Genomic DNA, 23,494 nt, shown 5'->3' on the forward strand with positions numbered 1-23,494 from the left:
GGGCTTTCGCCGTCCTGAGCCCCTGTCAGTCGAGATCGCGCGGCACGATGAAATCAAGAATCTCGCCGGTACCGGGCTGAACGTCGCGCCAGTCGTCGAGGTCGAACTCCAGCACCAGCGTCGCGCCGGTGGGGTATTTGCCGAATTTCATGTGCTCGGGCAGATGCCGCGGCATGGCGTGGGCGAAGGCCCCGATCCCCGGATTGTGGCAGATCAGCAGCACGCATTCGCCGCTTGCGCCCCGCAGCGCGTCCTGTATCGCGATGGGCGCGGCCATATAGAGACCGCGCAGATACTCCGCACGGGGCTGCGGCCCGGCCAGGGCGGGTGCCATGCCGTTCCAGGTCTCGCGGGCGCGCTGCGCGGTCGAGCAGAGCAGTTCGTCGGGCAGGTAGCCACGCGCCGTCAGCCAGTCGCCGATCCGTGAAGCGGCCTTGCGCCCGCGCCCATTGAGCGGCCGGTCGTGATCGGCCGGACCCGTGGCCGACCAGCTCGATTTCGCATGACGGGTCAGGATCAGGCGGCGCATCGGGTCATTCCTTGTGGAAGGCCGCCATGTGGAAGGCGGATTGCCCCGGCATCCTGCCATAGCTTCGGCTGACCGGGCAACTGCGGCGAACGGCGCATCCGTCGTTCATGCAGTGCGTTCCGTCCGACGTGTCGAGATAGGCGTGGCAGGCCGTCAGGTCATAGCTTGTGCCCAGCGCCCCGACGGGACAGGCGCTCAGGCAGGGTTTGGCCCGGCAATCGTCGCAGGGCGGTGCGGCGGGCGGCGCGGGCAGCGCGAGGCGGTCCTCCAGGGCCAGCGCGCCGCGATAGGACACCATGAGCCCTGCGCGGTCGTGCACCAGCATCCCCACGGGCGAGGGCCAGGCCCGGCCGGAGTGCAGCGCCCAGCGGATGAAGGGCCGGCGCGGCGTGCCGAACGGATAAAGCGCCGCTGCGTCCAGCCGTTCGGCCAGCCCCCCCACCACCCGTGCCGACCACCGGTCGAGCGGGTCCGCTGCGCCGTCGCGGTACTCCGCCGAAGCCCGGAAGGCCGGCCAGAAGCCCGGCTCATGCGGACCCAGCAGGATCAGCGTCCCGGTGCCCGCGGGCGCTTCGTCCGCCGGTTCGAGGTGGAAGGCCCCGAACACCTCCAGCGCCACGTCGCGCGCGGTGGCGTCGATCTCGTCCAGCGCTCTCATCCGCGACGGAAGGGGAGCATCAGGCTCCACCCCAGGCGGGAGGGCCGGTCGTCCTGCCATTCCAGGCCGATGGTCATGTCGCTGTGCCCGGCTGCCGGCTGCGCGCGATAGGTGCCGAATATCCGGTCCCAGACCGAGAGCGCGAAACCGTAATTCCGGTCATGCTCCTCGCGCCGGTCGGAATGGTGGACGCGGTGCATGTCCGGTGTCACGAGCAAGAGGCGCAGCAGGCGGTCCAGCCGCGGCGGAAGGTTTAGATTGGCGTGATTGAACATCGCGGTTCCGTTCAGGATGATCTCGAAGAGCAGGACCGCCAGCGCCGACGGCCCAAGCGCGTAAACCATGGCGATCTTGATCAGCATCGACAGCATGATCTCGACCGGGTGAAACCGGAAAGCGGTGGTGACGTCGAAATCCCGGTCGGCATGGTGGACCCGGTGCAGACGCCAGAGGATCGGAACCTTGTGGGTCACCAGGTGCTGTGCCCAGATCGCCAGGTCGAGCAGCGCCACCGAAAGCGCGACCTCCAGCCAGACGGGCCAGCCGAGCGCGTTGAAAAGGCCCCAGCCCTGCGCCGCGGCGTCATAGGCTGCCCCGATGGCAAGAAGCGGCATCCCGATGGCCATCGCCCGCAGCGTCAGCGTGTCGAGTAGCACGATCGCCCAGTTGGTTGCCCAGCGGCGCAGGCGCGGCTGCCGCCGGCCGCGGCGGGGCAGCCATGCCTCGGCCATCGCGAACACCGCGAAAAGCCCCAGGAAGGCCGCGAGTCTGGCGATTGTGGCGCTGTCCATGCCCCGAACTCTGGCCCAACCCGGCGGGGGCGGCAAGCTTGATCAGGCGAGCCGGATGATGCTGCCCGCGCCGTGGTCGGTAAAAAGTTCCAGCAGGCAGGCATTGGCCGCGCGCCCGTCCAGGATGACCACGGCACGTACCCCGGCCGCCAGTGCGGCGAGCGCGGTTTCGGTCTTGGGGATCATCCCGCCTGCGATGGTGCCGTCCGCCGTCAGGTCGCGGATCTGGTCGGCGGTGAGCGCGGTCAGCACCTCGCCCGCGCCGTTCATCACGCCGGCGGTGTCGGTCAGCAACAGCAGCCGGTCGGCCTTCAGCGCGGCGGCGATGGCGCCCGCCGCGGTGTCGCCGTTGACATTGAAGGTCTCGCCGTCACGGCCCATGCCCAGCGGCGCGACGACCGGGATCATGCCGGCCTCGAAAAGCTGGGTCAGCACTTCGGGGTTCACCTCGGTCGGGCGGCCGACGAAGCCCAGATCGGGATCATCGGATTCGCACATCATCAGCCCAGCATCCTTGCCCGACAGGCCCACCGCCCGGCCGCCCTGCATGTTGATCGCCTGCACGATGCGCTTGTTGATGAGCCCCGAGAGCACCATCTCCACCACTTCCACCGTGGCCAGGTCGGTCACGCGCTTGCCGCGCACGAAATCCGAGGTGATGCCCAGCTTGCCCAGCATCTCGTTGATCATCGGGCCGCCGCCATGCACGATCACCGGGTTCACGCCGACCTGGCGCATCAGCACGATATCGCGCGCGAAACTGTCCATCGCCTCGGCATCGCCCATCGCATGGCCGCCGAACTTGATGACGACGATCGCGCCGGTATAGCGCTGGAGATAGGGCAGGGCCTCGGAAAGTGTGCGGGCGGTGGCGATCCAGTCGCGGTTCATGGTGGTCCGTTTCTTCATCTCGGTTCGTGTCCCTGGCGGCGCGGGTTCCTGTTACGCGGCTTGGCGGGACTTGCCAAGTGCCGTGCGGCCGCGGTCAGTCGAGCGTCGCGATGATGGCACGCAGCGTCTCCAGCCCGGTGCCCTTCTCCGCCGATGTCACCACGATTTCCGGGAAGGCGGCGGGATGGCGGGCGAGCGTCGCACGCAACCGGTCCAGGACCGTCTCGCGGTCGGCGGCCTTGAGCTTGTCGGCCTTGGTCAGCACCGCCTGGAAGGTCACCGCCGCGCGGTCGAGCAGCGTCATGATCTCCTCGTCCACCGGTTTCGGCCCGTGCCGCGCGTCGATCAGCACGAAGACGCGGCGCAGGTTCTGCCGCCCGCCGAGATAGGCCTTGAGCAGCTTCTGCCATTTCTCCACGACCGCCACGGGCGCCTGCGCATAGCCATAGCCCGGCAGGTCCACAAGGTAGTGGCTGTCGGCGAGGGTGAAGAAATTGATCTCCTGCGTGCGCCCCGGTGTGCCGGAGGCCCGCGCCAGCGCCTTGCGCCCGGTCAGCGCGTTGATCAGCGTGGATTTTCCGACATTGGAACGCCCTGCGAAGCAGACCTCCAGCCGGTCGCCTTGGGGCAGGCCCTGCATGGCGACCACGCCTTTCAGGAAATCGCTGCTGCCGGCGAAGAGCTTGCGGCCGCGCTCGGCCTCGGCAGGCTCGGGGTCTGGCGCGACGGGGAAGGGAAGCTGCATCAGAGCGGCTCGACCGTGTCGCCCGTCGCGATGCGTCCGGGGGCCGTGACCTCGGCATAGACGCCGAAATCGCGATGGCCCCAGCCAGCCTCCAGCGTGCCCAGCGTGTCGGCGTCGCGCTTGCCGGTGCGGGTGCTGGCCGTGGTGGCCAGGCAGCGCACCGTGCGTTCGCGTACCGTAAGCTCCGCCGTGCCGATCCGCAGGGTCCGGCCGATCCACTCGAACTCCTCCCAGGGGCCCAGCCCGTCGAGGATCAGGTTGCCGCGCCAGCGCAGTGGCGAGATCTCGCGCCCCAGCCGCTGGCTGAGCGCCCGGTGCGACGCCAGGTTGATGAGCGAGATCGACGGGAAATCGGTGTCGGTCATGCCGCGCCCCGGCGCCTGGACGATGCGCGCGGGTAGCGCGCGCTGCGGATCGCAGAGTGGCGTCACCCAATCGATGAAGCGCGCATTATCGGCCGGGTCGTCGGGCGCGATGGTCAGGTCGGGCCGGTCGGGATGGGCAAGCGTGACGCGCCGGGCCGCCTCGTCCAGCCGGGCCGTGATGGCCTGCAGGCTGGCGGTCTTGGCGCAGCGGGAAAACTGCGCCGATGGTGCCCATTGCGGCGTCTCGGTATCGTAGCGCGCGGCGTCGTGGATCACCGCCCATGTCCGGTCCCAGGGCATCGTCCGGCCGGCCTCGAGCGTCACCTCATCCAGCGCCTCGCGTCCGTGCGACTTGATCGGGTGGCGCCAGATATGGGCGACGCGGCCGGTCATTTTTCTTCCGGCTTCCCGCGTTTGAGGCCGGACAGGATATTGCCAATTACATTCGGCTTATAACCCTGGCTGCGCATGATCAGGTATTGCTGGGTGAAGGTGATCGTGTTGTTGGCGATCCAGTAGAGCACCAGCCCGCTGGCGAACTGTCCCAGCATGAACATGAAGACCCAGGGCATCCAGGCGAAGATCATCTTCTGCGTGGGATCGGTGGGCGCCGGGTTGAGCTTCTGCTGGAGCCACATGGAAATGCCCAGCAGGATCGGCAACACGCCGAGCGAGAGGATCGCCACAATGCTGGAAGGATCGGGCGGCGAGAAGGGCAGCAGCCCGAAGAGGTTCAGGATCGACGACGGATCGGGCGCCGAGAGGTCGCGAATCCAGCCCATCCAGGGGGCGTGGCGCAACTCGATCGTGACGAAGATCACCTTGTAGAGCGAGAAGAAGATCGGGATCTGCATCAGAATCGGCAGACAGCCCGAGGCCGGGTTGACCTTCTCGGTCTTGTAGAGCTGCATCATCTCCTGCTGGAGCTTCTGACGGTCGTCGCCCGCTTTCTCCTTGATCTCCTCCATCCGCGGCTGAAGTTCCTTCATCTTCGCCATCGAGACATAGGATTTGTAGGCCAGCGGGAAGAGCAGCGCCTTGATGATCAGCGTCAGCCCGATGATCGCCCAGCCCATGTTGCCGATCATCGCATGGAGCGTGTGCAGCATCCAGAACATCGGCTTGGTGAAGAAGAAGAACCAGCCCCAGTCGATAGAATCGACGAAACGGTCGATGCCGTATTCATCCTCGTAGCGGGTGATCGTTTCCCATTCCTTGGCGCCGGCGAAGAGCATCGACGCGCTTTCCGCCGTCGCGCCGGGGGCGACCTCCAGCGTCGGCTGACGCATCTCGGTCTGGTAGATATCCGCGCCGTCGGTGTACTTCGCGACCGACTGGAACCGCTGGCCCGGCTCGCCGATCAGCGTGGTCATCCAGTATTTGTCGGTGAATCCGATCCAGCCGCTCTGTTCCACGGGCGTGATCGAAATGCGCCCGGCCTCCCGGTCGGCAAAGGCGAGGTCCGGCATGTCGTTGTAGTCGATCTCTTCCAACTGTCCGTCGGAGGCGCGGACAACGCCTTCGTGCAGGATGAAGAAACCGATCGTGTCGGGCATGCCGTGGCGCGCGACCACGCCGTAGGGGGCCATGCGCTGGGCCCGGCCGGTGTTGTTGGTGACGCTCTGGCGGATGTCGAAGAGGAAATCCTCATCCACCGAAATCGTGCGGCGGAAAGTCAGGCCATTGCCGTTGTCCCAGACCAGCGTGACCGGCGTCTCGGTCGTGAGTTTTCCGTCGCCTTCCTGGGTCCATTCAGTGGCCGCGCCGGGCACGTCCTCGGGCGACAGGTCGCCGCCCGGCGCCCAGCCGTAGAGCGCGTAATAGGCGTCCGGTCCACCCACCGGCGAGAGCAGCGTGACGCTGGGGGACTCCTTGGCCAGCTCCTCGCGGTAGGTCTTGAGCGACAGGTCGTCGATGCGCCCGCCCTTGAGCGAGATCGAGCCTTTCAGGCTGGGCGTGTCGATCTCGACCCGCTGCGAGCGGGCCAGCGCGGCCCCGCGCGTCTCCTGCGGGGTGGCGGTCAGGCTGGGCGGTGCGGTCGCGGGGTCGTCGCCGCCGGCGGACGGGACAGGCGCCACGGTGGCATCGCCGCCGGTGGCGTTCTGCTGGGTGGTCGCGGCGGGCTGGTCGGGATCGACCGGCGCCTCTTCCGGCGGGAAGAGCAGAAACCAAACGAGGATGACGAGAAAGCTCAGCGCCGTCGCTAGGATGAGATTCTTGTTCTGATCGTCCATCAGGCCCGGTTCCACCGCTCAGGAAATGTCACGGTGGTTCAACAGATGTGGGCCCGAAAGGTCAAGCGGTTTTCCGGATGCGCGCGGCGCGGGCGTGTCCTGCTCAGCCGGTCCTGCGGCCCAGGCTTGCAGTGCCGGCCAGCTTCTCGGCGTGGTTGTGCAGCCAGGCGATCGTGTCCTCGAAGCGCATCGGGCGGGCCAGGCCGAAGCCCTGGATGTATCGGCAGCCGAGTTGGGCCAGCATCGCCTGTTCGGCGATCTTCTCGACCCCTTCGGCCAGCGTCTCGATCTCCAGGCTGTCGGCCATGCTCAGAATGGCCGAGATCATCACCTGCTGTTCGCGGTCGCGGTCGACATTGGTGACGAAGGAGCGGTCGATCTTGATCCGTCCGACCCCGAAGCGCCGGATATTGGCGATCGACGCCTGCCCGGTGCCGAAATCGTCAAGGTCGATGCCGACTCCCATCGCAGAGAGCGCCCGGATATTGCGGGTGATCGTGTCGGACGCGCCGCCGGCCATGACGGTTTCCAGTATCTCGATGACGACGCGGGCGGGATCCAGGTCGAACCGGTCCACCTCCCATCTGATCTTCTCGCATAGCTTCGGCTCGCGCAGCTCTTCGGTGGAGAAGTTGACGCTGACCGTGGGCACATGCAGACCGGTGCGGTCCCAGGAGCGCAGGGCCGAGAGCGCGTGGTAGAGGATCACCTCACCCAGGCGCTCGGATCGCCCGGCATCGTTAACGGCCTTCAGGAACGTGCCGGGTAGCAGCACGCCTTCGTCGGGGTGGATCCAGCGCGCCAGCGCCTCGAACCCGGTCACGGTGCCGGTATCGGTGCAGACCTGGGGCTGGAACCAGGGGCGGATCTGTCCATTCTCCAGCGCCGCGTCGAGGTCGCTGGACAGCCCGTTGTTCTTGCGGGTCTCGCGGCGCATCCGGGGCGAGAAACTGCGGATCGCGGCCGCGCCGCTGCGCCGGGCCTCGTCGAGCGCGGCTTCGGCAGCCTGCAGCATGGAGGCGGCGGAGTTTTCCGGCGCGCGCCCCACCAGGCAGATCCCGATGGAACAACTCGCGTAGACGCTGGACATGTCGTGGCTGACGGGTTCGGCCACCGCGTCGCGGATGCGTTCGGCCAAGGCAAGCACGCTTTCGAAATCCGCGCGCCGCACCGGCGAGAGGATTGCCGCGAAACGGTTCCCGTCGATGCGAGCGACGATGTCGGCATCGCGCAGCGCGCCGCGCAGGCGCCCGGCGGTGGCGCGCAGGACGCTGTCGCCCGCCGCCATGCCCTGACGCTCGTTGAGGCGCCGGAGGCCGTCGATATCCACCAGCAGCACGGCGGTGACGCGGCCGGTGCTGCGCTCCTCCTCCAGGAAGCGGTCCAGATGGCGCATGGCGTCCTGGCGCATCATGAGCCCGGTCAGCGCGTCGCGGCCTTCCGCCGCGGGCGCATGGTCGGGCGCATCCGCCGCCGGCGCTGCCGAGGCGCCACGCGGGCGCACCAGTTCCTGCAGCGCGATCAGCAGCGGAAACATGAAGGAGATTACGAAAAGTACGACCTCGACCCGCGTCCAGTAGGCGATCAGGGCGAAAAGCGGCAGGAAGCTGATCAGGTGCAGCTCCCCGAGCCGCCGGCAGAGGCCATGCAGGCGTGTGCCTTGCGGTGTGTCCGGCATGTCTGCACCCTCCGATCCGGCGCGGGCGTTTCGGGACCCGCGCGTGACCGGAAGACTAGGCAGGCCGGTTCAGCTACCCGTTAACGCAGCTCGGGAATGTCGTTAGAGTTTTCGTCAAATGCCTCCGAGCCCAGGCGCGCCAGTCCGGCGAAGTCGAAGAGCCCCGCATCGAGCAGATGCGACGGGCGGGCATTGGTCAGCGCGCGGAACATCACCTGCCGCCGTCCGGGGCTGTTTGCCTCCCAGCCGTCGAGGATCGCCTTGACCTGCTGGCGCTGAAGGCCGTCCTGACTGCCGCAGAGGTCGCAGGGGATGATCGGATAGTTCATGGCGCGGGCGAATCGCTCGCAGTCGGCCTCGGCCACATGGGCGAGCGGGCGCAGCACGAAGAGGTCGCCCTCCTCGTTGACGAGTTTCGGCGGCATCGTCGCCAGCCGCCCTCCGTGAAAGAGGTTCATGAAGAATGTCTCGAGGATGTCGTCGCGGTGATGGCCGAGCACGACCGCCGAACAGCCCTCCTCCCGCGCGATGCGATAAAGATTGCCGCGCCGCAGCCGCGAGCAGAGCGCGCAATAGGTCCGCCCCGCCGGCACTTTTTCCTTCACGACAGAATAGGTGTCCTGATACTCGATCCGGTGCGCCACCCCCATGCGGTCCAGAAATTCCGGCAGCACCGTGGCCGGAAAGCCGGGCTGGCCCTGATCGAGATTGCAGGCCAGAAGCTCCACCGGCAGCAAGCCGCGCCATTGCAGTTCATGCAGCACGGCCAGCAGAGTGTAGCTGTCCTTGCCGCCCGACAGACATACCAGCCAGCGCGCGCCCGTCTCCACCATCGCATAATGCTCCAGCGCCTCGCGGGTCTGGCGCACCAGCCGCTTGCGCAGCTTGCGGAATTCCGTGGTCGTGGGGGCGCCCTCGAAGAGGGGGTGAATCTCGGTCGGGTTGTCGAGCATGGGCCACATCCTTCAGCAGGGCCGCTATGTGCCAGAGAACCCTGCCCGATGCAAAGGCTTCAAGGCTCAGCGGGGCGCGGCCGCGCCGACCCGGCGGGCCAGGGCCTCCACCCGCGCCAGGTCGTCGGGCAGCCCGGTTGCGCGCCGCGCCCGTTCGAGAGCCGAGGCCGCATGTTGGCGCGCCGCGCGCGCCACCGCGGGATGGCCTATCGCCTGGAAGGCAAGGAATGTCCGTTGCAGCCGTTCCATTACCTCGACGACGCCTGCACCGTCGCGGGCGATAGCGGTGAAGGCGTGGTCGAAAATTTCGGCCACGTCGAGAAGCGGCACCTGCACGCGATCGCAGCGGGGCGGCGCGCCCTCGGCCGCGAGGGTCTGCGCGGCCCAAGCCCAGATCAGCCGGTGCAGGGTGCAGATCACCCCGACCGCCGTGCCCGCGTCGTTGATTCCCGGCGAAAGCGCCCGTGCGCCAATCTCCGAGAGTACCGTGAGCCCGTAATACGGGTCGTTCAGGAAGCTGCGTTCCGCGCCGATCTCGAAGGTCGCGCAGAGCTTCTCCTCCCCGACTGCACCGGCGGGCGAGACATAGGCAAGCGGATCGCCCGGGGAGACGAAGGCACCCGGCAGGGCGGCGATCCGGATGCGCGCGTCCGCGGCCTCGGCCAACTCTTGCAGCGCGGCGATCTCGATGTGGCGCACGAAGCCGATCCGGTCGGCGCTGCTGACCGGCGCGCCATCGGGGGTGCTGCCCGGCGCCACCGGCACGCCACCCAGCGCCGGCTGCCGCACGCGTTCGTTCAGCGCATCTCGGGCCGCGGTCTCGGTCTTGGACAGGGTCGAGCCCATCCGCCCCAACCGCGCGATCCGATCCACCCAGCGCACGAAGGTGGCGATGACCCAGACGAAGATACCGAGCGTCAGGATGAAGAGCACGAACCGGCCCGACGGGGCGAAGTCGTGGACGCGCACCGAGATCAGCCCGATCACCGCGAAGATGAAAGCACCGATGAAGCTCGACAGTGCCGACTGGGATATGTCGTCGGCCAGCACCAGCTTGAACGTCCGCGGCGAGGTGTTGGTCGTCGCCGCTGAATAGGCGGCGAGCATCGAGGAGACCGCGAAGGTGGCCACCGCCAGCATGGTGGAGGAGATGACGGTGAGAAGTTTCTCGATCGTCCCGGCGGTCACGCCGGGGATGCCGGGCATGTCGCCCAGCCCGTCCGAAATATAGGCCACGCCCACCAGCAACACCGCCAGCGTGCAGTAGAAAGCGGGCCGGAACCACAGACGCTGGCGCGGATCGGCTGCGAATCTCCTCAGCCAGCTTGCCACCGTGTCCAACTCCTTACCGGGTCCGCACCGCCCTCAGACTGGCAGATTGCGCGTCCCGCGCAAAGCGCAGAGTCTTCCGCCCGTCGCGCGTTCGTATCCACCTGCAATCCGGCGAATGAAGACGGAGAGGACCGACCGATGCGCCCCCTTGCCATTCCTGCCACTCTCCGCGGGCCCTCGGCCAGTTCCATGACCATTTCGGCATGGTGCGCAAGACCGCCCCGGAAAGCTGGGCTCTTCCGGACGGCCAGAGGTGCGGAGCGGGGCGACGCCTTCACCGGCGCTCCATGATCGACCTGACTATGCTGGGCGGCGACACGGTGCGCTTGAACTCCGACGACCGGATGTCAAGCGCGCCTACATTTCGAAACGCGGCGCCGAGCCGGGTGAGGTCTTCATCCGGTTCGAAGCGCGCTGACCCGCGGCTGCGTCAGTCCGGCACGTCATCGATGCCCGATCCGCCCCAGGGATGGCAGCGCGCGATGCGCCGCGCCGCCAGCCAGGAGCCGCGCAGACCGCCATGCTTGTGCAGCGCCTCCAGCGCATAGGCCGAGCAGGTGGGGTGGTAGCGGCAGCCATGCCCGACCCAGGGGCTGAGCAGCAGCCTGTAGGCGCGCACCGGCAGCGACAGGAGCCAGGCCAGCGGTGTCATGGCGTGTCGCCTCCGTGCAGGCGCGCCAGCGCAGCTTCCAGATCGGTGCGCATCGCCGCGAAGTCGCGCGTCACCGTCACGCCGGGCCGGCCTACCAGCACGTAGTCCCAACCCGGTCGGCCGACGCGCGGCAGCACGGCGCGGGCGATCTCGCGCAGGCGCCGCTTGGCGCGGTTGCGGGTGACGGCGTTGCCGATCTTCTTCGAACAGGTGAAGCCCACGCGAATGGCGCCGGGAGCGGCGTCGGGGTCTCCGTCGCGCATGCGGGCCTGAAGCAGAAAGCCCGGCGTCTGTTGGCGCCGGGCACGGGCGGCGCGCAGGAAATCGGCGCGCTTGGTCAAGGTGATCAGCGGACATACGGAAACCGCCGGGGGCGGTGTCGCGGCCCGGCCCTGCGGGCTGGTCCTCGTCGCCTCCGGCGGTGTCATCCGGTCAGCCTTTCGGCGTTGCCTCAGGCAGAAAGCTTCTTGCGGCCCTGCGCCCGGCGGCGGTTCAGGATCTGGCGGCCGGCCTTGGTGGCCATGCGGGCCCGGAAACCGTGACGGCGCTTGCGCACGAGGTTGCTGGGCTGGAAGGTGCGTTTCATCTGTCTGGTCCTTCGGCGGTCTGGCCCGCGCGATCGCGCGGATTCGCGGGCAGGTCATGTTCGGAAGCCGCGTTTTAGGCGCAGCCGTCCGCGAAGTCAATTCATGGCTGCGGGGAAAACTGCAACATTCCCGGACAATTCGCGGCCCGTGTGTGACAAAAGGTTTCGACATTGTTGCAAAGTCGGCCACAGGCATCACCTGCAATCAATGCCGCGTGATCGCACTAACAATCCCGCCCCCGGATGGTCCACATATGCCCCGAAAGCGCTAGAACGGGTTCAGAGCGATGGAAGAGCGGATGGAGCGAATGAGCAGCAATCTGATGCGGTATCTTCCGCTTGCGGCGATATTGATCGCCGCGGTGGGCGGGTATTTCGCGCTCGGCGACCTGCTGAGCTTCGAGACGCTCAAGGACAACCGGGCCACGCTGATCAAGTTTCGCGACGCCAACTACATGCTGACGGTGCTGGGTTTCATCGCGGCCTATGTGGTGATCGTGGGCTTCTCGCTACCCGGCGCCACGGTGGCGACGCTGACCGGCGGGTTCCTCTTCGGGCTGTTTCCCGGCGCGCTCTACAACGTCACCGCAGCCACGATCGGCGCGGTGATCATCTTCCTCGCCGCCCGCTGGGGCCTGGGCGAGCAGCTCTCGCGAAAGATGGACGCCTCCGAGGGGCGGATACGCGGGATCCGCGAGGGGCTGCGCGAGAACGAATTGAGCGTGCTCTTCCTGATACGGCTTGTGCCTGCGGTGCCGTTCTTCGTCGCCAACCTGCTGCCCGCGCTGGTGGGCGTCGGACTGCCGCGTTACGTCTTCACGACCTTCTTCGGCATCATGCCCGGCGCGGTGGTCTACACCTGGGTCGGAGCCGGGCTTGGACTGGTCTTCGCCCGTGGCGAGACGCCCGATCTTGGCATAATCTTCGAGCCGCATATTCTGGGGCCGATCCTGGGGCTTTGCGCGCTGGCGGCGCTGCCCATGATCATCAACCGTTTCCGCCGGAGCAGGGACATCTGACATGAGCGAACGTATCGAGGCGGACCTGTGCATCATCGGCGCAGGGTCCGGCGGATTGTCCGTTGCCGCGGGCGCCGCGCAGATGGGCGCGCGCGTCGTGCTGCTGGAAGGCGGCAAGATGGGCGGCGACTGCCTGAATTACGGCTGCGTGCCCTCCAAGGCGCTGATCGCATCGGGCAAGCATGCCCACGCGATGACCACTGGCGCGCCATTCGGCGTAACACCCGTGGCGCCACAGGTGGATTACGCCGCCGCCAAGGACCACGTGGCCGCGGTCATCGCCGGCATCGCGCCGCATGACAGCGTGGAGCGGTTCGAGGGGCTCGGCGTGCGGGTCATCCAGGAATACGGCCGCTTCATCTCGAAGACCGAGGTTCAGGCGGGCGACGCGGTCATTGCCGCGCGGCGCTTCGTGGTCGCCACCGGCTCGTCACCCTTCGTGCCGCCGATTCCGGGCCTCGATGCAGTTCCCTACGAGACCAACGAGACGATTTTCGATTTGCGCGAGCGGCCCGAACACCTGATCGTGATCGGCGGCGGGCCGATCGGCATGGAGTTGGCACAGGCCCATGCCCGGCTGGGCAGCCGGGTGACGGTGCTGGAGGGGCTGAAAGCCTTCGGCAAGGACGATCCGGAACTTGCCGCGATCGCGCTGGAGCGTATCCGCGCCGAGGGCGCGGAAGTGGCGGAAGGCGCCATGGCCTCGCAAATCTCGGGCAAGGCGGGCGCGATCACAGTGGAGACCAAGGACGGCGCGACCTATTCCGGCTCGCACCTGCTGATGGCGGTGGGGCGCAAGGTCAATACCGATGGGCTCGACCTCGATGCCGGCGGGGTGGCGTATGACCGCGACGGCGTCAAGGTCGATGCCGGGCTGCGCTCGGTCTCCAACCGCAAGGTCTATGCCATCGGCGATGTGGCCGGCGGGCTGCAATTCACCCATGTCGCGGGCTATCACGCGGGCATCGTCATCCGCTCCGCCCTGCTGGGGCTGCCGGCCAAGGCCCGGACAGATCACCTGCCCTGGGCGACCTATACCGACCCGGAAATGGCGCAGGTCGGGCTGACCGAGGCAGAGGCGCGCGAGGCGCATGGAAACGCGCTGACCGTGGCGCGCACCGAGTACGCCGAGAATGACCGCGCGCGGGCCGAGGGCCGGACCACGGGGCTGGTCAAGGTGATGGTGGTCAAGGGCAAGCCGGTGGGCGCCTCCATCGTCGGTGCGCAGGCGGGCGAGTTGATCCAGGTCTGGGCACTGGCCATCGCCAACGGGTTGAAGATGAGCGCCATCGCCAACATGGTGGCTCCCTATCCGACGCTGGGAGAGGTCAACAAGCGCGCGGCGAGCAGCTATTTCACGCCAAAGCTGTTTGATAACCCGTGGGTCGCACGTATTGTGCGGCTCGTGCAGAAGTTCTGATATGTTCTGGCAGCCCGGCAGAAAGGAAGAGCGCCGCTGATGTTTCTTAACTCGCTCTCCGGCCGGTTCCTGCTTCTGACGGTGGTCTTCGTGATGCTGGCCGAGGTGCTGATCTTCGTGCCCTCGGTCGCGCGTTTCCGCGAGGACTACCTGCTGGCGCGGCTGGAACGGGCGCAGATCGCCTCGCTGGCGCTGCTGGCGACGGAGGACGACATGGTCTCGCCCAGCCTGGCGGAGGAGCTTCTGCGAAACGCCGGCGTCTTCAACGTGGCGCTGCGCCGCGACGTGGTGCGCGAGTTGATCCTGTCCTCCGACATGCCGATGTCCGTGAGCCGGACATTCGATCTGCGCGACACCACCGCTCTGGAACTGATCCGCGACGCGCTGGCCCAACTGGGCAATACCGAGCCGGGCGTGATCCGGGTGATCGGCGAGCCGCTGCGCGACGCGGGCATGCTGATCGAGGTCACGCTGCCGACCGAGCCGCTGCGCGCCGCCATGATCGACTACGGGCTGCGCATCCTGATGCTGTCGCTGGTCATCTCGGTCATCACCTCGGCCCTTCTCTTCCTCGCCGTGCGCCGCTTCATGGTGGCGCCGATCCGGCGTGTGATCAGCCACATGAAAGCCTATGAGGCCGCGCCTGACGACGCCCGGCAGATCATCAGGCCCGAAGCCACGATCCACGAGTTGCGCGAGGCCGAGGAGGCGCTGCGCTCCATGCAGACGGAGCTGAGCCATGCACTGCGCCAGAAGGACCGGCTGGCGGCGCTGGGCGGGGCGGTGGCCAAGATCAGTCACGACCTGCGCAACATGCTGACCACGACGCAGCTTCTGGCCGACCGGATCGAGCAGAGCGACGATCCCGCGGTCAAGCGCACGGCGCCCAAGGTGATGGCGTCGCTGTCGCGGGCGATGCGGCTGTGCGAGACGACGCTGGCTTTCGGCAGGGCCGAGGAGCCGACGCCGGAACTGGGCCGCGTGGCGTTGGGCCGTCTCGTCGAGGATGTGATCGAGAACGAGAAGCTCGCGGCCGAGACGGATCTGGTGCGCTTCGTTACCGACTTGCCCCCCGGCGCGGCGCTGCATGTCGATCACGAACAGGTGTTCCGCGTGCTCTCCAACCTGGTGCGCAACGCCCGCCAGGCGATCGAGACCAGCGGGCAGGCTGGCGAGATCACCATTTCCGCCCGTTCCGAGAACGGCGATTGCGTGATCGAACTGCGCGACACCGGGCCGGGCCTGCCGGCGCGGGCGGTGGAAAACATCTTCAAGCCCTTCCAGTCCACGACGCGCAAGGGCGGCTCGGGCCTGGGGCTGGCGATCGCCGCGGAACTGGTGCGCGGGCATGGCGGCAAGCTGGAGCTGGTTTCCACCGGCGAGACCGGCACGGTCTTCGCGATCCGCCTGCCGCAGGCCGATTGAGGGCGCCACACGAAAATGCGTCCGATTGCCCTTGCATTGCCCCGGCAGCGGCGGTAAACGCCTGCCTCACGCACCGGTAGCTCAGCTGGATAGAGCACCAGACTACGAATCTGGGGGCCGGGGGTTCGAATCCTCCCCGGTGCGCCACCATATTTTCAAGCTATTGTTTTGCCGTCACTTTTTGGCAGATTTGGAACTCTGTTTCGGAGAGTTGGAACTGTTCTGTTCTTGTTCCGGTCCGGAGAGAATCCTGCGCCGATCCGCGCGGCGTGCATAATGTTCGATCTCTTTCAGGCTCTCGTGGCCCAGCCAGGCGCCCAGCTGATGGGCTGTTGCGCCCGATTCGGCGAGCGCGATCGAGCGGCTTTTGCGCAACCCGTGCGCCGATCTTCCCGTGATGCCGGCGGCCCGCGCGGCGGCGCTGAACCAGCTGCTGGCACCCTTGCGTGAGCGCGGCTTGCCGTAGTCGGTGACCATCCAGACCAGGTGCCGGTGCTGCCGCGCGGCGAGCGCGGCGTGCAGCATCGCCTGATCGGCCTCCATCCCAGCTGCTACGGCCGGCAGAGACCGGAAGAGCGGCACCGCTACGTCGCCGCCGGTCTTGACCTGGCGGTAGCAGAGCCATCCCTGTCCGTCGACCATGCCGTCGCCCAGCCTTGTCGCGTCGGACATGCGCGCGCCGGTCCAGAAGATCGCCTCGAAGGCCAGCCGCTGCGCCGTGCCGATCGGCCAGCGGTCGCGGAAGCGCGCGATCTCGGCCGCCGTCCAGGGCACATGCCCCTCGCTCTTCGGGGTGCGCCGCGCGGGCACGCCGGTGGCCGGATTGGTGACCAGCAGCCCGGCCTCCGCGCACCAGGCGCAGAGGGCGCGCCAGACCTTGCGGCGGTTGTTCGAGGGGTGCGGCGGCAGGCGGGCGAGATCGGCCTTGATGTGGCGGGCCTCCAGGTCGGCCAGGCGCGCGGTTCCGTAGCGGATCGAGATGTCGTCGAGAAGCCGGCGCCAGACCGCGCGCGTCGAGCGGGCCCGGCCGAGATAGGCGTCGGAGGCCAGGAAGGCGCGCACCGCCGCTCCGATCGAGCCGGTGCGCACCGATCGCGGCGGGTCGCCGCCGGCGGCGGCCGCACTGTAGGCGGCGAGGAAGGCGGGGTCATCGGGTTCCGCGTCGGGCAGGGGCACGCCCTTGCGGCCGGGCGGGCGGTAGTAATAGCGGACGCGGCCGCTGGGCCAGCGGCCGGAGGCGTTGAGGTATTTCAATGTGATCCCCCCGCGCAGCCTTCCCCGAACAGTGCGTCGCATGTGTTGTCTCCCGGCGCCTCGCGGTCCGACTCGACCGGCAGGTCGTCAGCATAGGCGTCCAGGTCGCGTTTGTCATAGAGCCGCTTCGCGCCGAGCTTGCGGCGCGGGATCGGCAGGCCGCGCAGCGTGGTCACGCCCACGCCCAGGTAATGCGCGGCCGCAGGGGCCGGCATCAGGCGGGGTGCGAAGTCGAGCGTGACGGTCATCGTAATTCCCCGGCGGCCGCCTGCTGGGCCATCCTGTCCATGTCGCGGATGTGGATCATCAGCTCGGTGCGCGCGGGCTCGGCCCAGAACCGTTCCAGGTCGAGAGGTTCCCCCGCCGGCCGGTTGGCCAGCGCCAGCAGCACCTCGGCGTGACACGGGCCATCCAGCGCGCACCAGCAGCAGAGATCCCGGCCGCGTATCCTGTCCAGGTTCCCATGCACGTGCTCGTAGAGCATGCGCTGCTCGTCCGGATCGGGATCCGCGCGCGCGACGATGTAGCCCGCCATGAGGGCGGCGTAGCGGTAGACGACCTGCGCCCGCGTGCCATCGCGGCCGACGACAAAGGGATTGCGCCAGAGCGTGGGGCGCGAGACGACGACGGCGCCCTCCGGCTTTCGCCAGCCCTTGGCGCGCGAGAGGCGGATGCGGGTCGGCATGGTCATTTCTTCCCGCCACCGCCGCGCCGCTCCCGAGATTGGTGCTCCAGTTCGGTGATCGCGAGAATGGTCGGTTTCAGTTCGGGCTCCGCCGCGTCATAGCCGCGCCCGAAGCGGCCGTTGAGGCGGGGCAGCAGCGCCCGCGGGATCAGCTTCCAGTTCGACGGGTCGCAGTTGGTCTTGTCGCCGTCCAGGCATTTGAGGCACATGCCCTCGGGCACGGGGCCGTGGGCTTCCTCCCAGCGGACCAGGTGCAGCGCGCGCCAGCGCGACTGGAGCGGCAGGCCATCGTGTATCTTCCGCTCGATGTAGCCGTCTTCCGTGACGCGCTCGGTGCCGATCGGCTTGTGAAGCTCGGCCGCTCTGCCGCCACGATGACCTTTCTTGAACCGCGTCCTGGCGCTGTTGGCGTTCCAGGGCATCTTCTTGCCCTTGTTCTCGGGCTCGCGTCCCGGTTCGTAGCAGCCAGTGCGCCCCGTCAGCCAGCGGTTGCGCTTGCAGAGCGAAGTGTAGGCGCCCAGCGACACGTCGGCACGGTCGAACTGCGCGACGAACTGCGCGTGCGCCTCCCGGCGCGGGAGCGACGCGTGCGCCTCGATCCACGCCAGCTCGTCATCGCCCCAGCTGATCGGCGTTCCCTTCATTCCGTGTCCTTCCCGATCTGGGGCAGCATCGGAAGGATTGCATTGCCGTGCTCGGCAAATAGCTTCGCCGCCTTGAGCTGCAGGTCCGCGTTCCGGGTGATCTGGTCGGCCACAGATACGATGGCATCGGCGCGCTTGGCCTCTTCCTCGATCCGCTCGACGGACAAGCCTTCCTCCGACAGCCGTTCGAGCTGCGCAAAAAGGTGATTGTTCAGATCGGACAGGCGGTTTTTCATGATCTCACTCCACTTCCACCTCGACGCGCCCGACAAGCTTCTCCCGAACGGGCGTCCGCTGGCCGGATTTTGCGGGTTGAAGCCTGATCAGGTAGCCGGCATCTGTATCAGCCTCGATGACATCCTTGATCTCGCGGCCGTCAAGCCTGACCGTAACCCTGTGACCGTGCGTGTTTTTCACCGTGTAGAGCGGCATGATTTCACTCCTGCTCAAGATGCTCAAAAAGGTCTCCGTCAGCCGCCTTCTCGCGTCGTCTTGCCTCTATCCCGGCGCGGCGCATCGGCGCGTCGTAGATGTTGTGGCAGCGCTGGCACCAGGCGCGCAGGTTGTCCGGATCGCAGTTCTCGGGCTGGTGATCGAGATGCGCGACGGTAAGCACGATGCGCACGACCCGAAGCTGGTGCTTTGCGCCGGACGGAGACACGCACGTGGCAACCTCGCCGGGCGCGGGCCATTCCAGGCTGAGCAGCTTTTCACCGAGCGGCATGGCATCGCACCATGTTCCATCCCGCAGGCGTCCGCCCAGCCGGCCATTCTTGACGCCGCATTCTTCGCAGCGCTGGCCAGCGCGTTCCCTGATGGCCCTGCTGATGTCGGGCCAGTCCGGTGGATAGCGATCACGGTTTTCGGCGCGGATGGGCATCGCTCACTCCCTCACCAGATCGCCGCGGCCAGCGCCACGCCCACGCCGATCCCGACCACGACGGCCGTGCCCAGGATCACGACGGCCAGCGCCACGGGCGGCGGGGCTGGTGACAGGCGGTCGAGATAGTCCTGGCTTCGCAGCGGGGGAAAGGCGCGGTGGTGCGTCATTGGATCAGACCCCCAGAGCTTCGCGGTAGAGCTGCAGCACCGCCTCGGCCTCGGCCAGTTCCTGCGGGTCCTTGGCGCGCAGCTTGATGACCTGGCGCAGGCAGCGGGTGTCGTAACCGCGCGCCTTGGCCTCGGCCATCACCTCCTTCTGCTGGTCGGCAAGCTCCTTGCGCTCGGCTTCCAGCCGCTCGAAGCGTTCGACGAAGGATTGCAGCTCCGCGCGGGTGACGCGGTAGGCGTTGTCGCCCACGGCGCGGTCGGCGTCGGTCTCCTTCATCGGCGGGCGGCCATTGATTTTCATGGCGACGGCTTCGAGATCGCCGGCCGTGAAAGGTGCCGTCGTCTGGCCGTCCGGCGTCGTCAGCGTCATCGTCGTCTCCGGCTTCTCGCCCGTCAGCCTGGCCAGCGCGTCGGGGAAAATCTCCCGGCTGCCGACGTGATCGGCGGGGCCGACGGCGCCGGCGTCCTCCAGCCGCTCGATCAGGGCGGAGGCCTTGTTCCAGCCGATGGAAAACCGGCTCTGCAGCGAGCTGCCGGAACATTTGCCTGTCGCCTGGACGAAGGCGGCGGCGTCGGGCAGGAGGTCGGGGGTCTGGGTTTCAGCGGTCATGCGGGTTCTCCGGGCTCATCTTGGCAAAAAGCGGCGGCGGCCAAGGGGTGTCCGCCGGCGGTGGAAAATCGTTCGGCTCGAAAAACCCCAGCGCGCCGCGGCACGGTTGAAAGGGCAGGGGCTCGGCATTGCGAAGCACGAATCCGAAGCGGCCGAAGAACCACGGGCTCGCCATCTCGGTGACGCAATCGACGATCTCGGCCCGGCCGACGATGCCGCCCAGCCGTGGCTTCGTCGCGGGCAGATCGCGGCCGATGATTTGCGCAATCAGCTCCAGGTCGGCGCGCTCGGCCGGACCCCAGGCCTTGGCGGCGTGGATCAGGACCGGGCCGCGGTAGGGTGTGTACCAGTTGCGGTTTTCCACATCCTTGCCGTGGTGCAGGATGGCATCGGCCCAGGGCTGGCGGATCGAAATTGCCTTCATGACGCCACCAGCCGATCGAGCGCGGCGGCGCGCCAGTCCGACAGGATCGCGTCGGCTGTGCCGTCGGGCGCGGACGTGGTGCTGCGTACACCCAGCATCGACAACTGAACGCCCTGAGCGGTCTGCGAGACCTCGCAGAGCCCGGCATCGAACAGCCGTGTCAGCGCGCGGGATCGGGCATGGGAAGGACCGGCCACCACGCCGTCGATCCAGGCGATGCGCATTTCGATTTGCAGGCGCTGCTGCAGGTCGAGTGCGCCGGGTGCGGGCGGGTCGTCGCGCGGCAGGCGGTCGGGGACGCGGGCCGTGAGCGACATCACGCGGCCTCCGCTGCGATCATGGCCTCAAGCCAGGTGCTGGCGGCCTTGGTCCAGCTGGCGACTGCCGCGTCGCGGTCGGGGCCGTGCCCGGTTATGGCGTGCAGGCTGATCTCGACCATCGCGGGACCGGGGCCGGTACCGGGCGGCACCGCCCATATGCCGCCCGATTCCATCACCGCATTGGCCAGCAGCTCGGCGGCGTCCTCGGGGCCGCGGCCGGAAAGGTCGGCCAGCAGGCGGGCGATCGTGTCAGTGCAGGGCATGGGCTGTCTCCATCTGATGGGCGTCGAGAACCGAGGCGGCGAGCCGCGGGGCGACGTGGTGGAAGGCGAGCGCGATCAGGAGCGCGGTCGCGGCGGGGGTGAGGGCGCGGGTCATTGGCCCTGCTCCGGCATCGGCCCGCCCGCGAAGGGCGCGGGAAGGTTCTGGAACATCACGATTGCGGCCAAAATCACGGCGGCGAGGATAAGCGCGTGGCGGAGGGTCATAACGACCTCTCTTCCAGATACCGGATCAGGGCGCCGTGCAGTTGTCCGGCGGTACCGGTGTTGCTGTCCGTCGCCTCGATCAGCAGGCGCAGGCTGTCTGCAAGGATGGTTGCCGTGTCGCCGGAGCCAACGCTGTCGTGAGGTGTGATTTTGCCCTCACGCGCACACTCGATCATATCCTCGGCGGCGCCGGCTGCATTCGACGCAGCGGCGAGAAGTGTTTTCATATGACCGGTCATGCCGCTGTCTCCGAGGCCAGCGCGGCAAACGCTCCGTCGTCCAGCACCGCGTCGATGATCTGATCCTCGACAACCGTCTCGATGAGCAGGCAGACAAGCTCGCCCACGGTCAGCCCGCGTCGGGTGGCATACGGCTGCAGGGCGTTGATCGCCTCACCGTCGAGCACGGCGTCAGGCCGGATTTCATTCAGATCGTGGCGGTGGGATCGCTGGGCAGAATGCGCCAGCGCCGAGGCGGTTTTGGCCGTGATGCCGATCATCCGCCCGATCTGCGCAAAGGTCTTCCCCTGATTGCGCAGCGCGACAACGGCGGCGGTGCGGCTCGGATAGCCAAGGGCCGGTTTAGGAGCGCCCATGATGCTGCTCCTTTTTCAGGGTGTCCGCGAAAGGCGTGGCAGGCATGATGTCGAGCGTCCCGTCCAACACGTCGTTCAGCCACGCGGGCGCATCGTCGTCGGGGCGGCCGGCAAGGCGCTCGCCGGCGCGAATCGCGTCGATCATGATGGCGACGGCATCAGCCGATCCGGCGTCGGCGTCGAGGCTGTGGGCACGCGGCGCGGCGTGGCCGCCGACCCATGTGCCGCTCTCGGCCACGCAGCCGCATTCGATGTCCGAGCGCAACACATCGCGCAGCTGCGTCACGGCAACGCGCAGCGCTTCGGACAGCTGCTCGGCGCGCGAGCGGAAATCCTCGACAGGCTCTGGTGCTGCGGCGGGAAAATCGGGCAGGCTCATGCGGCACCGCCTTCAGGCGCGGCCCGGTGCTGTTGGCGGATCAGGCGCAGCACGTTCATGCGCTGGCCGCGCGCCGTGGTCAGAACCTGCCAGGCCAGCATCCGAAGCATGGGCTGGCCGGCGCAGACAGCCGGGTCGGTGACGACGCGGCGGGCCTGGGCGATCATGTCGGGTGCGGGATCAGGCTGCATGGCAGGCCTCCATCGGTTGCGTTGTTCCGGATGTTTGGACAAAATGGCGTGGGCGACGGTTGAGACGCCGCCCGGTTTCCGCGTGACAATGCGGAAGGAGAATAACGGCATGGTCTTGCGGCTGGACGAGCGGCGCAGGCTGGCGCGGTCTGGCGATGAGAGCATGTCCGCCACCGCACATCGTCTGCGGTCCGCGCGGTTCGTCGCGGGTGTAAGTCAGGTGCAGATTGCCCGATTCGGCTGGGCCAGCCCCGATCTTGTGCATGTCGAGGATGCCGAAGCAGGCCGCGTCATGCCGAATTATGCGCTGCTGAACTTTTATTGGCGCCGCCTGAGACTGACCGCCGACTTCTTCGAGACCGGTAAGATCCATGAAATTCGGGTGGAGATAGAAGACCGCCTGTTCGCGGCCCTGAAGGCGCAGATGGAATGACATCCGCCGCGCGCTCATTCTGACACCAGGTCGTAGATGTCGAGCGTCCGCTCGATCGCGTTGCGCATGGCGCGCAGGATGCGTTGCGGGTCGTCGCCGTTTTCACGGGCGGCGTTGATCCGGCGCAGGAGGCCCGCCACGTCGTCGCGGGAAATGCCGCCGCGCAGCTGCGCCTGTCCAAGTAATGTCGTGTCGGGGCCCGGAAAGAAGCTCGCGGCCTCGCACAAGCTGCGCCGCAGCTCCGATCCGGCCTCGGCCTCGACCGCAAGGCGCAGCACAGAGGTTTGCAGGTCGCATATGGCTGCGGTGGTCGGGGCGGTCTCGGTCTCGGCGCGCATCGGGGCCTCCATCGGTTGTGATGGGGGCCTTGTTACCTCACAAATTGTGAGGCATCAACAAAAATAATCACATATTGTGAGATGCGCAAAGAATCGACACGATTGTGACGCAGCCATAACGCGCGGGGCGGATCGCTAGGGAGCAAAAGTTATGGAACAATCACAATTGGATATGCTGATCGCTGCAGCCGATCAGTCCGGCATCTCATTGGACGTCTTGGTGGCGCTGTCGCGAGGGTTGGATGACAGAGCGATTGCCAAGCTGTGCGGCAATTGCGCCTCTATGCCGCGATATATGAAGTCCAGGGTTACCCCGAACTTGTCGCAGAGCACCTCGGCTTCATCTGGCAGCATGCGCCGATGACCTGACTCCCAGTTGATGTATCGGGTGTAGTTGTATCCGCAAAAGGCGGCATACTTCGTCTTGCTCATACCCGTGGTTTCCCGAAGCGCTTGAAGTCGCTGCCCGATGCGCCAGTAGGGATACTTTGCTTCGTCGATTTCATGATTAGTCACCATGTTGCGATAATCGTTCCGCTCACAATTTGTGTAAAATCGCTTTTTGTGAGCTTGCAAAACTCACAAGTTGTGAGTAACGATGTGGCATGGACACCGTTTCTGATATAGTTGCCGTCGTTGGGAGGGGCAGGCTGCGCGAGCGGCTTGGAGTGTCTGACACGGCAATTTCCAACGCACTTGCGCGGAAGACATTTCCGCCAAAATGGTACTTGGTTCTCAGGTCGGAGTGTGCCGCGAACCACATTGACTGCCCGGTGCACCTCTTTGGATTCACGTCGCCCGATGC

Annotated in this window: 36 protein-coding genes and 1 tRNA gene; 5 read left to right on the forward strand and 32 right to left on the reverse strand. The window is 67.2% G+C overall.

The window, feature by feature from the left end; translation table 11 throughout:
* Positions 1–25: 25 nt before the first annotated feature.
* From DDZ14_RS08240 to rpmH, 13 genes are all read right to left on the reverse strand, one after another.
* On the reverse strand, positions 26–529 hold the full coding sequence (locus tag DDZ14_RS08240; protein WP_109424487.1) for a histidine phosphatase family protein: 504 nt from the start codon (positions 527–529) through the stop codon (positions 26–28).
* A gap of 4 nt (positions 530–533) precedes the next feature.
* Complete coding sequence (locus DDZ14_RS08245) at positions 534–1,187, reverse strand: ferredoxin (RefSeq protein WP_109424488.1); 654 nt, start codon at positions 1,185–1,187, stop codon at positions 534–536.
* The gene (locus tag DDZ14_RS08250; RefSeq protein WP_109424489.1) at positions 1,184–1,978 is read right to left on the reverse strand and encodes a sterol desaturase family protein; all 795 of its coding nucleotides are present in this window, start codon (positions 1,976–1,978) and stop codon (positions 1,184–1,186) included. The genes DDZ14_RS08245 and DDZ14_RS08250 overlap by 4 nt, the downstream gene beginning before the upstream one ends.
* 42 nt (positions 1,979–2,020) lie before the next feature.
* A complete protein-coding gene (gene argB / locus DDZ14_RS08255) occupies positions 2,021–2,887 on the reverse strand; it encodes an acetylglutamate kinase (protein WP_199221313.1) in 867 nt (288 codons plus the stop codon).
* Between the two features lie 76 nt (positions 2,888–2,963).
* Entirely contained in the window at positions 2,964–3,614 is a 651-nt protein-coding gene (yihA, locus tag DDZ14_RS08260; protein WP_109424491.1) for a ribosome biogenesis GTP-binding protein YihA/YsxC, read from the reverse strand.
* A complete protein-coding gene (locus DDZ14_RS08265; protein WP_109424492.1) occupies positions 3,614–4,372 on the reverse strand; it encodes an MOSC domain-containing protein in 759 nt (252 codons plus the stop codon). The genes yihA and DDZ14_RS08265 overlap by 1 nt, the downstream gene beginning before the upstream one ends.
* Positions 4,369–6,213 (reverse strand): membrane protein insertase YidC, encoded by a 1,845-nt coding sequence (gene yidC / locus DDZ14_RS08270; protein ID WP_109424493.1) that lies wholly within the window; start codon positions 6,211–6,213, stop codon positions 4,369–4,371. Before yidC ends, DDZ14_RS08265 begins: the two co-directional genes overlap by 4 nt.
* Positions 6,214–6,316: 103 nt before the next feature.
* Positions 6,317–7,891 (reverse strand): bifunctional diguanylate cyclase/phosphodiesterase, encoded by a 1,575-nt coding sequence (locus DDZ14_RS08275; protein WP_109424494.1) that lies wholly within the window; start codon positions 7,889–7,891, stop codon positions 6,317–6,319.
* A gap of 80 nt (positions 7,892–7,971) precedes the next feature.
* Positions 7,972–8,844, reverse strand: a complete 873-nt coding sequence (ttcA, locus tag DDZ14_RS08280) for a tRNA 2-thiocytidine(32) synthetase TtcA (protein WP_109424638.1) — start codon at positions 8,842–8,844, stop codon at positions 7,972–7,974.
* Positions 8,845–8,910: 66 nt separating this feature from the next.
* Complete coding sequence (locus DDZ14_RS08285; RefSeq protein ID WP_158275490.1) at positions 8,911–10,176, reverse strand: DUF2254 domain-containing protein; 1,266 nt, start codon at positions 10,174–10,176, stop codon at positions 8,911–8,913.
* Between the two features lie 430 nt (positions 10,177–10,606).
* Entirely contained in the window at positions 10,607–10,828 is a 222-nt protein-coding gene (gene yidD, locus DDZ14_RS08290; RefSeq protein WP_109424496.1) for a membrane protein insertion efficiency factor YidD, read from the reverse strand.
* The gene (gene rnpA, locus DDZ14_RS08295; protein WP_109424497.1) at positions 10,825–11,256 is read right to left on the reverse strand and encodes a ribonuclease P protein component; all 432 of its coding nucleotides are present in this window, start codon (positions 11,254–11,256) and stop codon (positions 10,825–10,827) included. Before rnpA ends, yidD begins: the two co-directional genes overlap by 4 nt.
* 23 nt (positions 11,257–11,279) lie before the next feature.
* A complete protein-coding gene (gene rpmH / locus DDZ14_RS08300; protein ID WP_109424498.1) occupies positions 11,280–11,414 on the reverse strand; it encodes a 50S ribosomal protein L34 in 135 nt (44 codons plus the stop codon).
* Positions 11,415–11,722: 308 nt separating this feature from the next.
* On the opposite strand from rpmH, the gene DDZ14_RS08305 reads away from it, so the two are divergent.
* The 4 genes from DDZ14_RS08305 (at position 11,723) to DDZ14_RS08320 (ending at position 15,425) form a co-directional block, all read left to right on the forward strand.
* The gene (locus DDZ14_RS08305) at positions 11,723–12,433 is read left to right on the forward strand and encodes a TVP38/TMEM64 family protein (protein WP_233252527.1); all 711 of its coding nucleotides are present in this window, start codon (positions 11,723–11,725) and stop codon (positions 12,431–12,433) included.
* Between the two features lies 1 nt (position 12,434).
* Entirely contained in the window at positions 12,435–13,853 is a 1,419-nt protein-coding gene (locus DDZ14_RS08310; protein WP_109424500.1) for an NAD(P)/FAD-dependent oxidoreductase, read from the forward strand.
* Positions 13,854–13,892: 39 nt separating this feature from the next.
* Positions 13,893–15,278, forward strand: a complete 1,386-nt coding sequence (locus DDZ14_RS08315) for a sensor histidine kinase (RefSeq protein WP_109424501.1) — start codon at positions 13,893–13,895, stop codon at positions 15,276–15,278.
* 70 nt (positions 15,279–15,348) lie between these two features.
* A tRNA-Arg gene (locus DDZ14_RS08320) sits at positions 15,349–15,425 on the forward strand.
* A 27-nt stretch (positions 15,426–15,452) separates the two neighbouring features.
* Here the strand turns inward: DDZ14_RS08320 and DDZ14_RS08325 are convergent.
* The 17 genes from DDZ14_RS08325 to DDZ14_RS08395 form a co-directional block, all read right to left on the reverse strand.
* Positions 15,453–16,574: a tyrosine-type recombinase/integrase gene (locus tag DDZ14_RS08325; RefSeq protein ID WP_109424502.1), complete on the reverse strand. Its 1,122-nt coding sequence runs from the start codon at positions 16,572–16,574 to the stop codon at positions 15,453–15,455.
* Entirely contained in the window at positions 16,529–16,780 is a 252-nt protein-coding gene (locus DDZ14_RS08330) for a helix-turn-helix domain-containing protein (RefSeq protein WP_233252528.1), read from the reverse strand. Before DDZ14_RS08330 ends, DDZ14_RS08325 begins: the two co-directional genes overlap by 46 nt.
* Positions 16,777–17,217: a DUF4326 domain-containing protein gene (locus DDZ14_RS08335; RefSeq protein ID WP_109424640.1), complete on the reverse strand. Its 441-nt coding sequence runs from the start codon at positions 17,215–17,217 to the stop codon at positions 16,777–16,779. Before DDZ14_RS08335 ends, DDZ14_RS08330 begins: the two co-directional genes overlap by 4 nt.
* A 2-nt stretch (positions 17,218–17,219) precedes the next feature.
* A complete protein-coding gene (locus DDZ14_RS08340; protein WP_109424503.1) occupies positions 17,220–17,861 on the reverse strand; it encodes an HNH endonuclease signature motif containing protein in 642 nt (213 codons plus the stop codon).
* The gene (locus DDZ14_RS08345; protein ID WP_109424504.1) at positions 17,858–18,097 is read right to left on the reverse strand and encodes a hypothetical protein; all 240 of its coding nucleotides are present in this window, start codon (positions 18,095–18,097) and stop codon (positions 17,858–17,860) included. Before DDZ14_RS08345 ends, DDZ14_RS08340 begins: the two co-directional genes overlap by 4 nt.
* A gap of 4 nt (positions 18,098–18,101) precedes the next feature.
* A complete protein-coding gene (locus DDZ14_RS08350; protein WP_109424505.1) occupies positions 18,102–18,293 on the reverse strand; it encodes a hypothetical protein in 192 nt (63 codons plus the stop codon).
* Between the two features lie 4 nt (positions 18,294–18,297).
* Positions 18,298–18,741 carry a hypothetical protein gene (locus DDZ14_RS08355; protein WP_109424506.1) on the reverse strand — a complete coding sequence of 148 codons (444 nt, stop codon included), beginning with the start codon at positions 18,739–18,741 and terminating at the stop codon, positions 18,298–18,300.
* 11 nt (positions 18,742–18,752) lie between these two features.
* Positions 18,753–18,911, reverse strand: coding sequence for a hypothetical protein (locus DDZ14_RS19655; RefSeq protein ID WP_158275491.1), 159 nt, complete (start codon positions 18,909–18,911; stop codon positions 18,753–18,755).
* 4 nt (positions 18,912–18,915) lie between these two features.
* Complete coding sequence (locus DDZ14_RS08360; protein WP_109424507.1) at positions 18,916–19,521, reverse strand: GapR family DNA-binding domain-containing protein; 606 nt, start codon at positions 19,519–19,521, stop codon at positions 18,916–18,918.
* Complete coding sequence (locus DDZ14_RS08365; protein WP_109424508.1) at positions 19,511–19,945, reverse strand: ASCH domain-containing protein; 435 nt, start codon at positions 19,943–19,945, stop codon at positions 19,511–19,513. Before DDZ14_RS08365 ends, DDZ14_RS08360 begins: the two co-directional genes overlap by 11 nt.
* Positions 19,942–20,262 (reverse strand): hypothetical protein, encoded by a 321-nt coding sequence (locus tag DDZ14_RS08370; protein WP_109424509.1) that lies wholly within the window; start codon positions 20,260–20,262, stop codon positions 19,942–19,944. Before DDZ14_RS08370 ends, DDZ14_RS08365 begins: the two co-directional genes overlap by 4 nt.
* Complete coding sequence (locus DDZ14_RS08375) at positions 20,262–20,528, reverse strand: hypothetical protein (protein ID WP_109424510.1); 267 nt, start codon at positions 20,526–20,528, stop codon at positions 20,262–20,264. Before DDZ14_RS08375 ends, DDZ14_RS08370 begins: the two co-directional genes overlap by 1 nt.
* Positions 20,515–20,643 carry a hypothetical protein gene (locus DDZ14_RS20125; protein WP_255417492.1) on the reverse strand — a complete coding sequence of 43 codons (129 nt, stop codon included), beginning with the start codon at positions 20,641–20,643 and terminating at the stop codon, positions 20,515–20,517. The genes DDZ14_RS08375 and DDZ14_RS20125 overlap by 14 nt, the downstream gene beginning before the upstream one ends.
* A gap of 106 nt (positions 20,644–20,749) precedes the next feature.
* Positions 20,750–20,992, reverse strand: a complete 243-nt coding sequence (locus tag DDZ14_RS08380) for a hypothetical protein (RefSeq protein ID WP_146193114.1) — start codon at positions 20,990–20,992, stop codon at positions 20,750–20,752.
* Positions 20,989–21,348 (reverse strand): hypothetical protein, encoded by a 360-nt coding sequence (locus tag DDZ14_RS08385; protein WP_109424512.1) that lies wholly within the window; start codon positions 21,346–21,348, stop codon positions 20,989–20,991. Before DDZ14_RS08385 ends, DDZ14_RS08380 begins: the two co-directional genes overlap by 4 nt.
* Positions 21,335–21,727 carry a hypothetical protein gene (locus DDZ14_RS08390; RefSeq protein WP_109424513.1) on the reverse strand — a complete coding sequence of 131 codons (393 nt, stop codon included), beginning with the start codon at positions 21,725–21,727 and terminating at the stop codon, positions 21,335–21,337. Before DDZ14_RS08390 ends, DDZ14_RS08385 begins: the two co-directional genes overlap by 14 nt.
* The gene (locus DDZ14_RS08395) at positions 21,724–21,918 is read right to left on the reverse strand and encodes a hypothetical protein (RefSeq protein ID WP_109424514.1); all 195 of its coding nucleotides are present in this window, start codon (positions 21,916–21,918) and stop codon (positions 21,724–21,726) included. Before DDZ14_RS08395 ends, DDZ14_RS08390 begins: the two co-directional genes overlap by 4 nt.
* 109 nt (positions 21,919–22,027) lie before the next feature.
* Here DDZ14_RS08395 and DDZ14_RS08400 point away from each other — a divergent pair, with 109 nt between their 5' ends.
* A complete protein-coding gene (locus DDZ14_RS08400) occupies positions 22,028–22,351 on the forward strand; it encodes a hypothetical protein (RefSeq protein ID WP_146193115.1) in 324 nt (107 codons plus the stop codon).
* Between the two features lie 14 nt (positions 22,352–22,365).
* On the opposite strand, the gene DDZ14_RS08405 is transcribed toward DDZ14_RS08400, so the two are convergent.
* Together DDZ14_RS08405 and DDZ14_RS08410 are read right to left on the reverse strand one after the other, a co-directional pair.
* Positions 22,366–22,689: a hypothetical protein gene (locus DDZ14_RS08405; RefSeq protein ID WP_146193116.1), complete on the reverse strand. Its 324-nt coding sequence runs from the start codon at positions 22,687–22,689 to the stop codon at positions 22,366–22,368.
* Between the two features lie 192 nt (positions 22,690–22,881).
* Positions 22,882–23,208 (reverse strand): helix-turn-helix transcriptional regulator, encoded by a 327-nt coding sequence (locus DDZ14_RS08410; protein WP_109424517.1) that lies wholly within the window; start codon positions 23,206–23,208, stop codon positions 22,882–22,884.
* Between the last annotated feature and the right edge of the window lie 286 nt (positions 23,209–23,494).

Origin of the sequence: Maritimibacter sp. 55A14 (assembly GCF_003122205.1) — a bacterium.
Lineage (GTDB): Bacteria > Pseudomonadota > Alphaproteobacteria > Rhodobacterales > Rhodobacteraceae > QEYE01.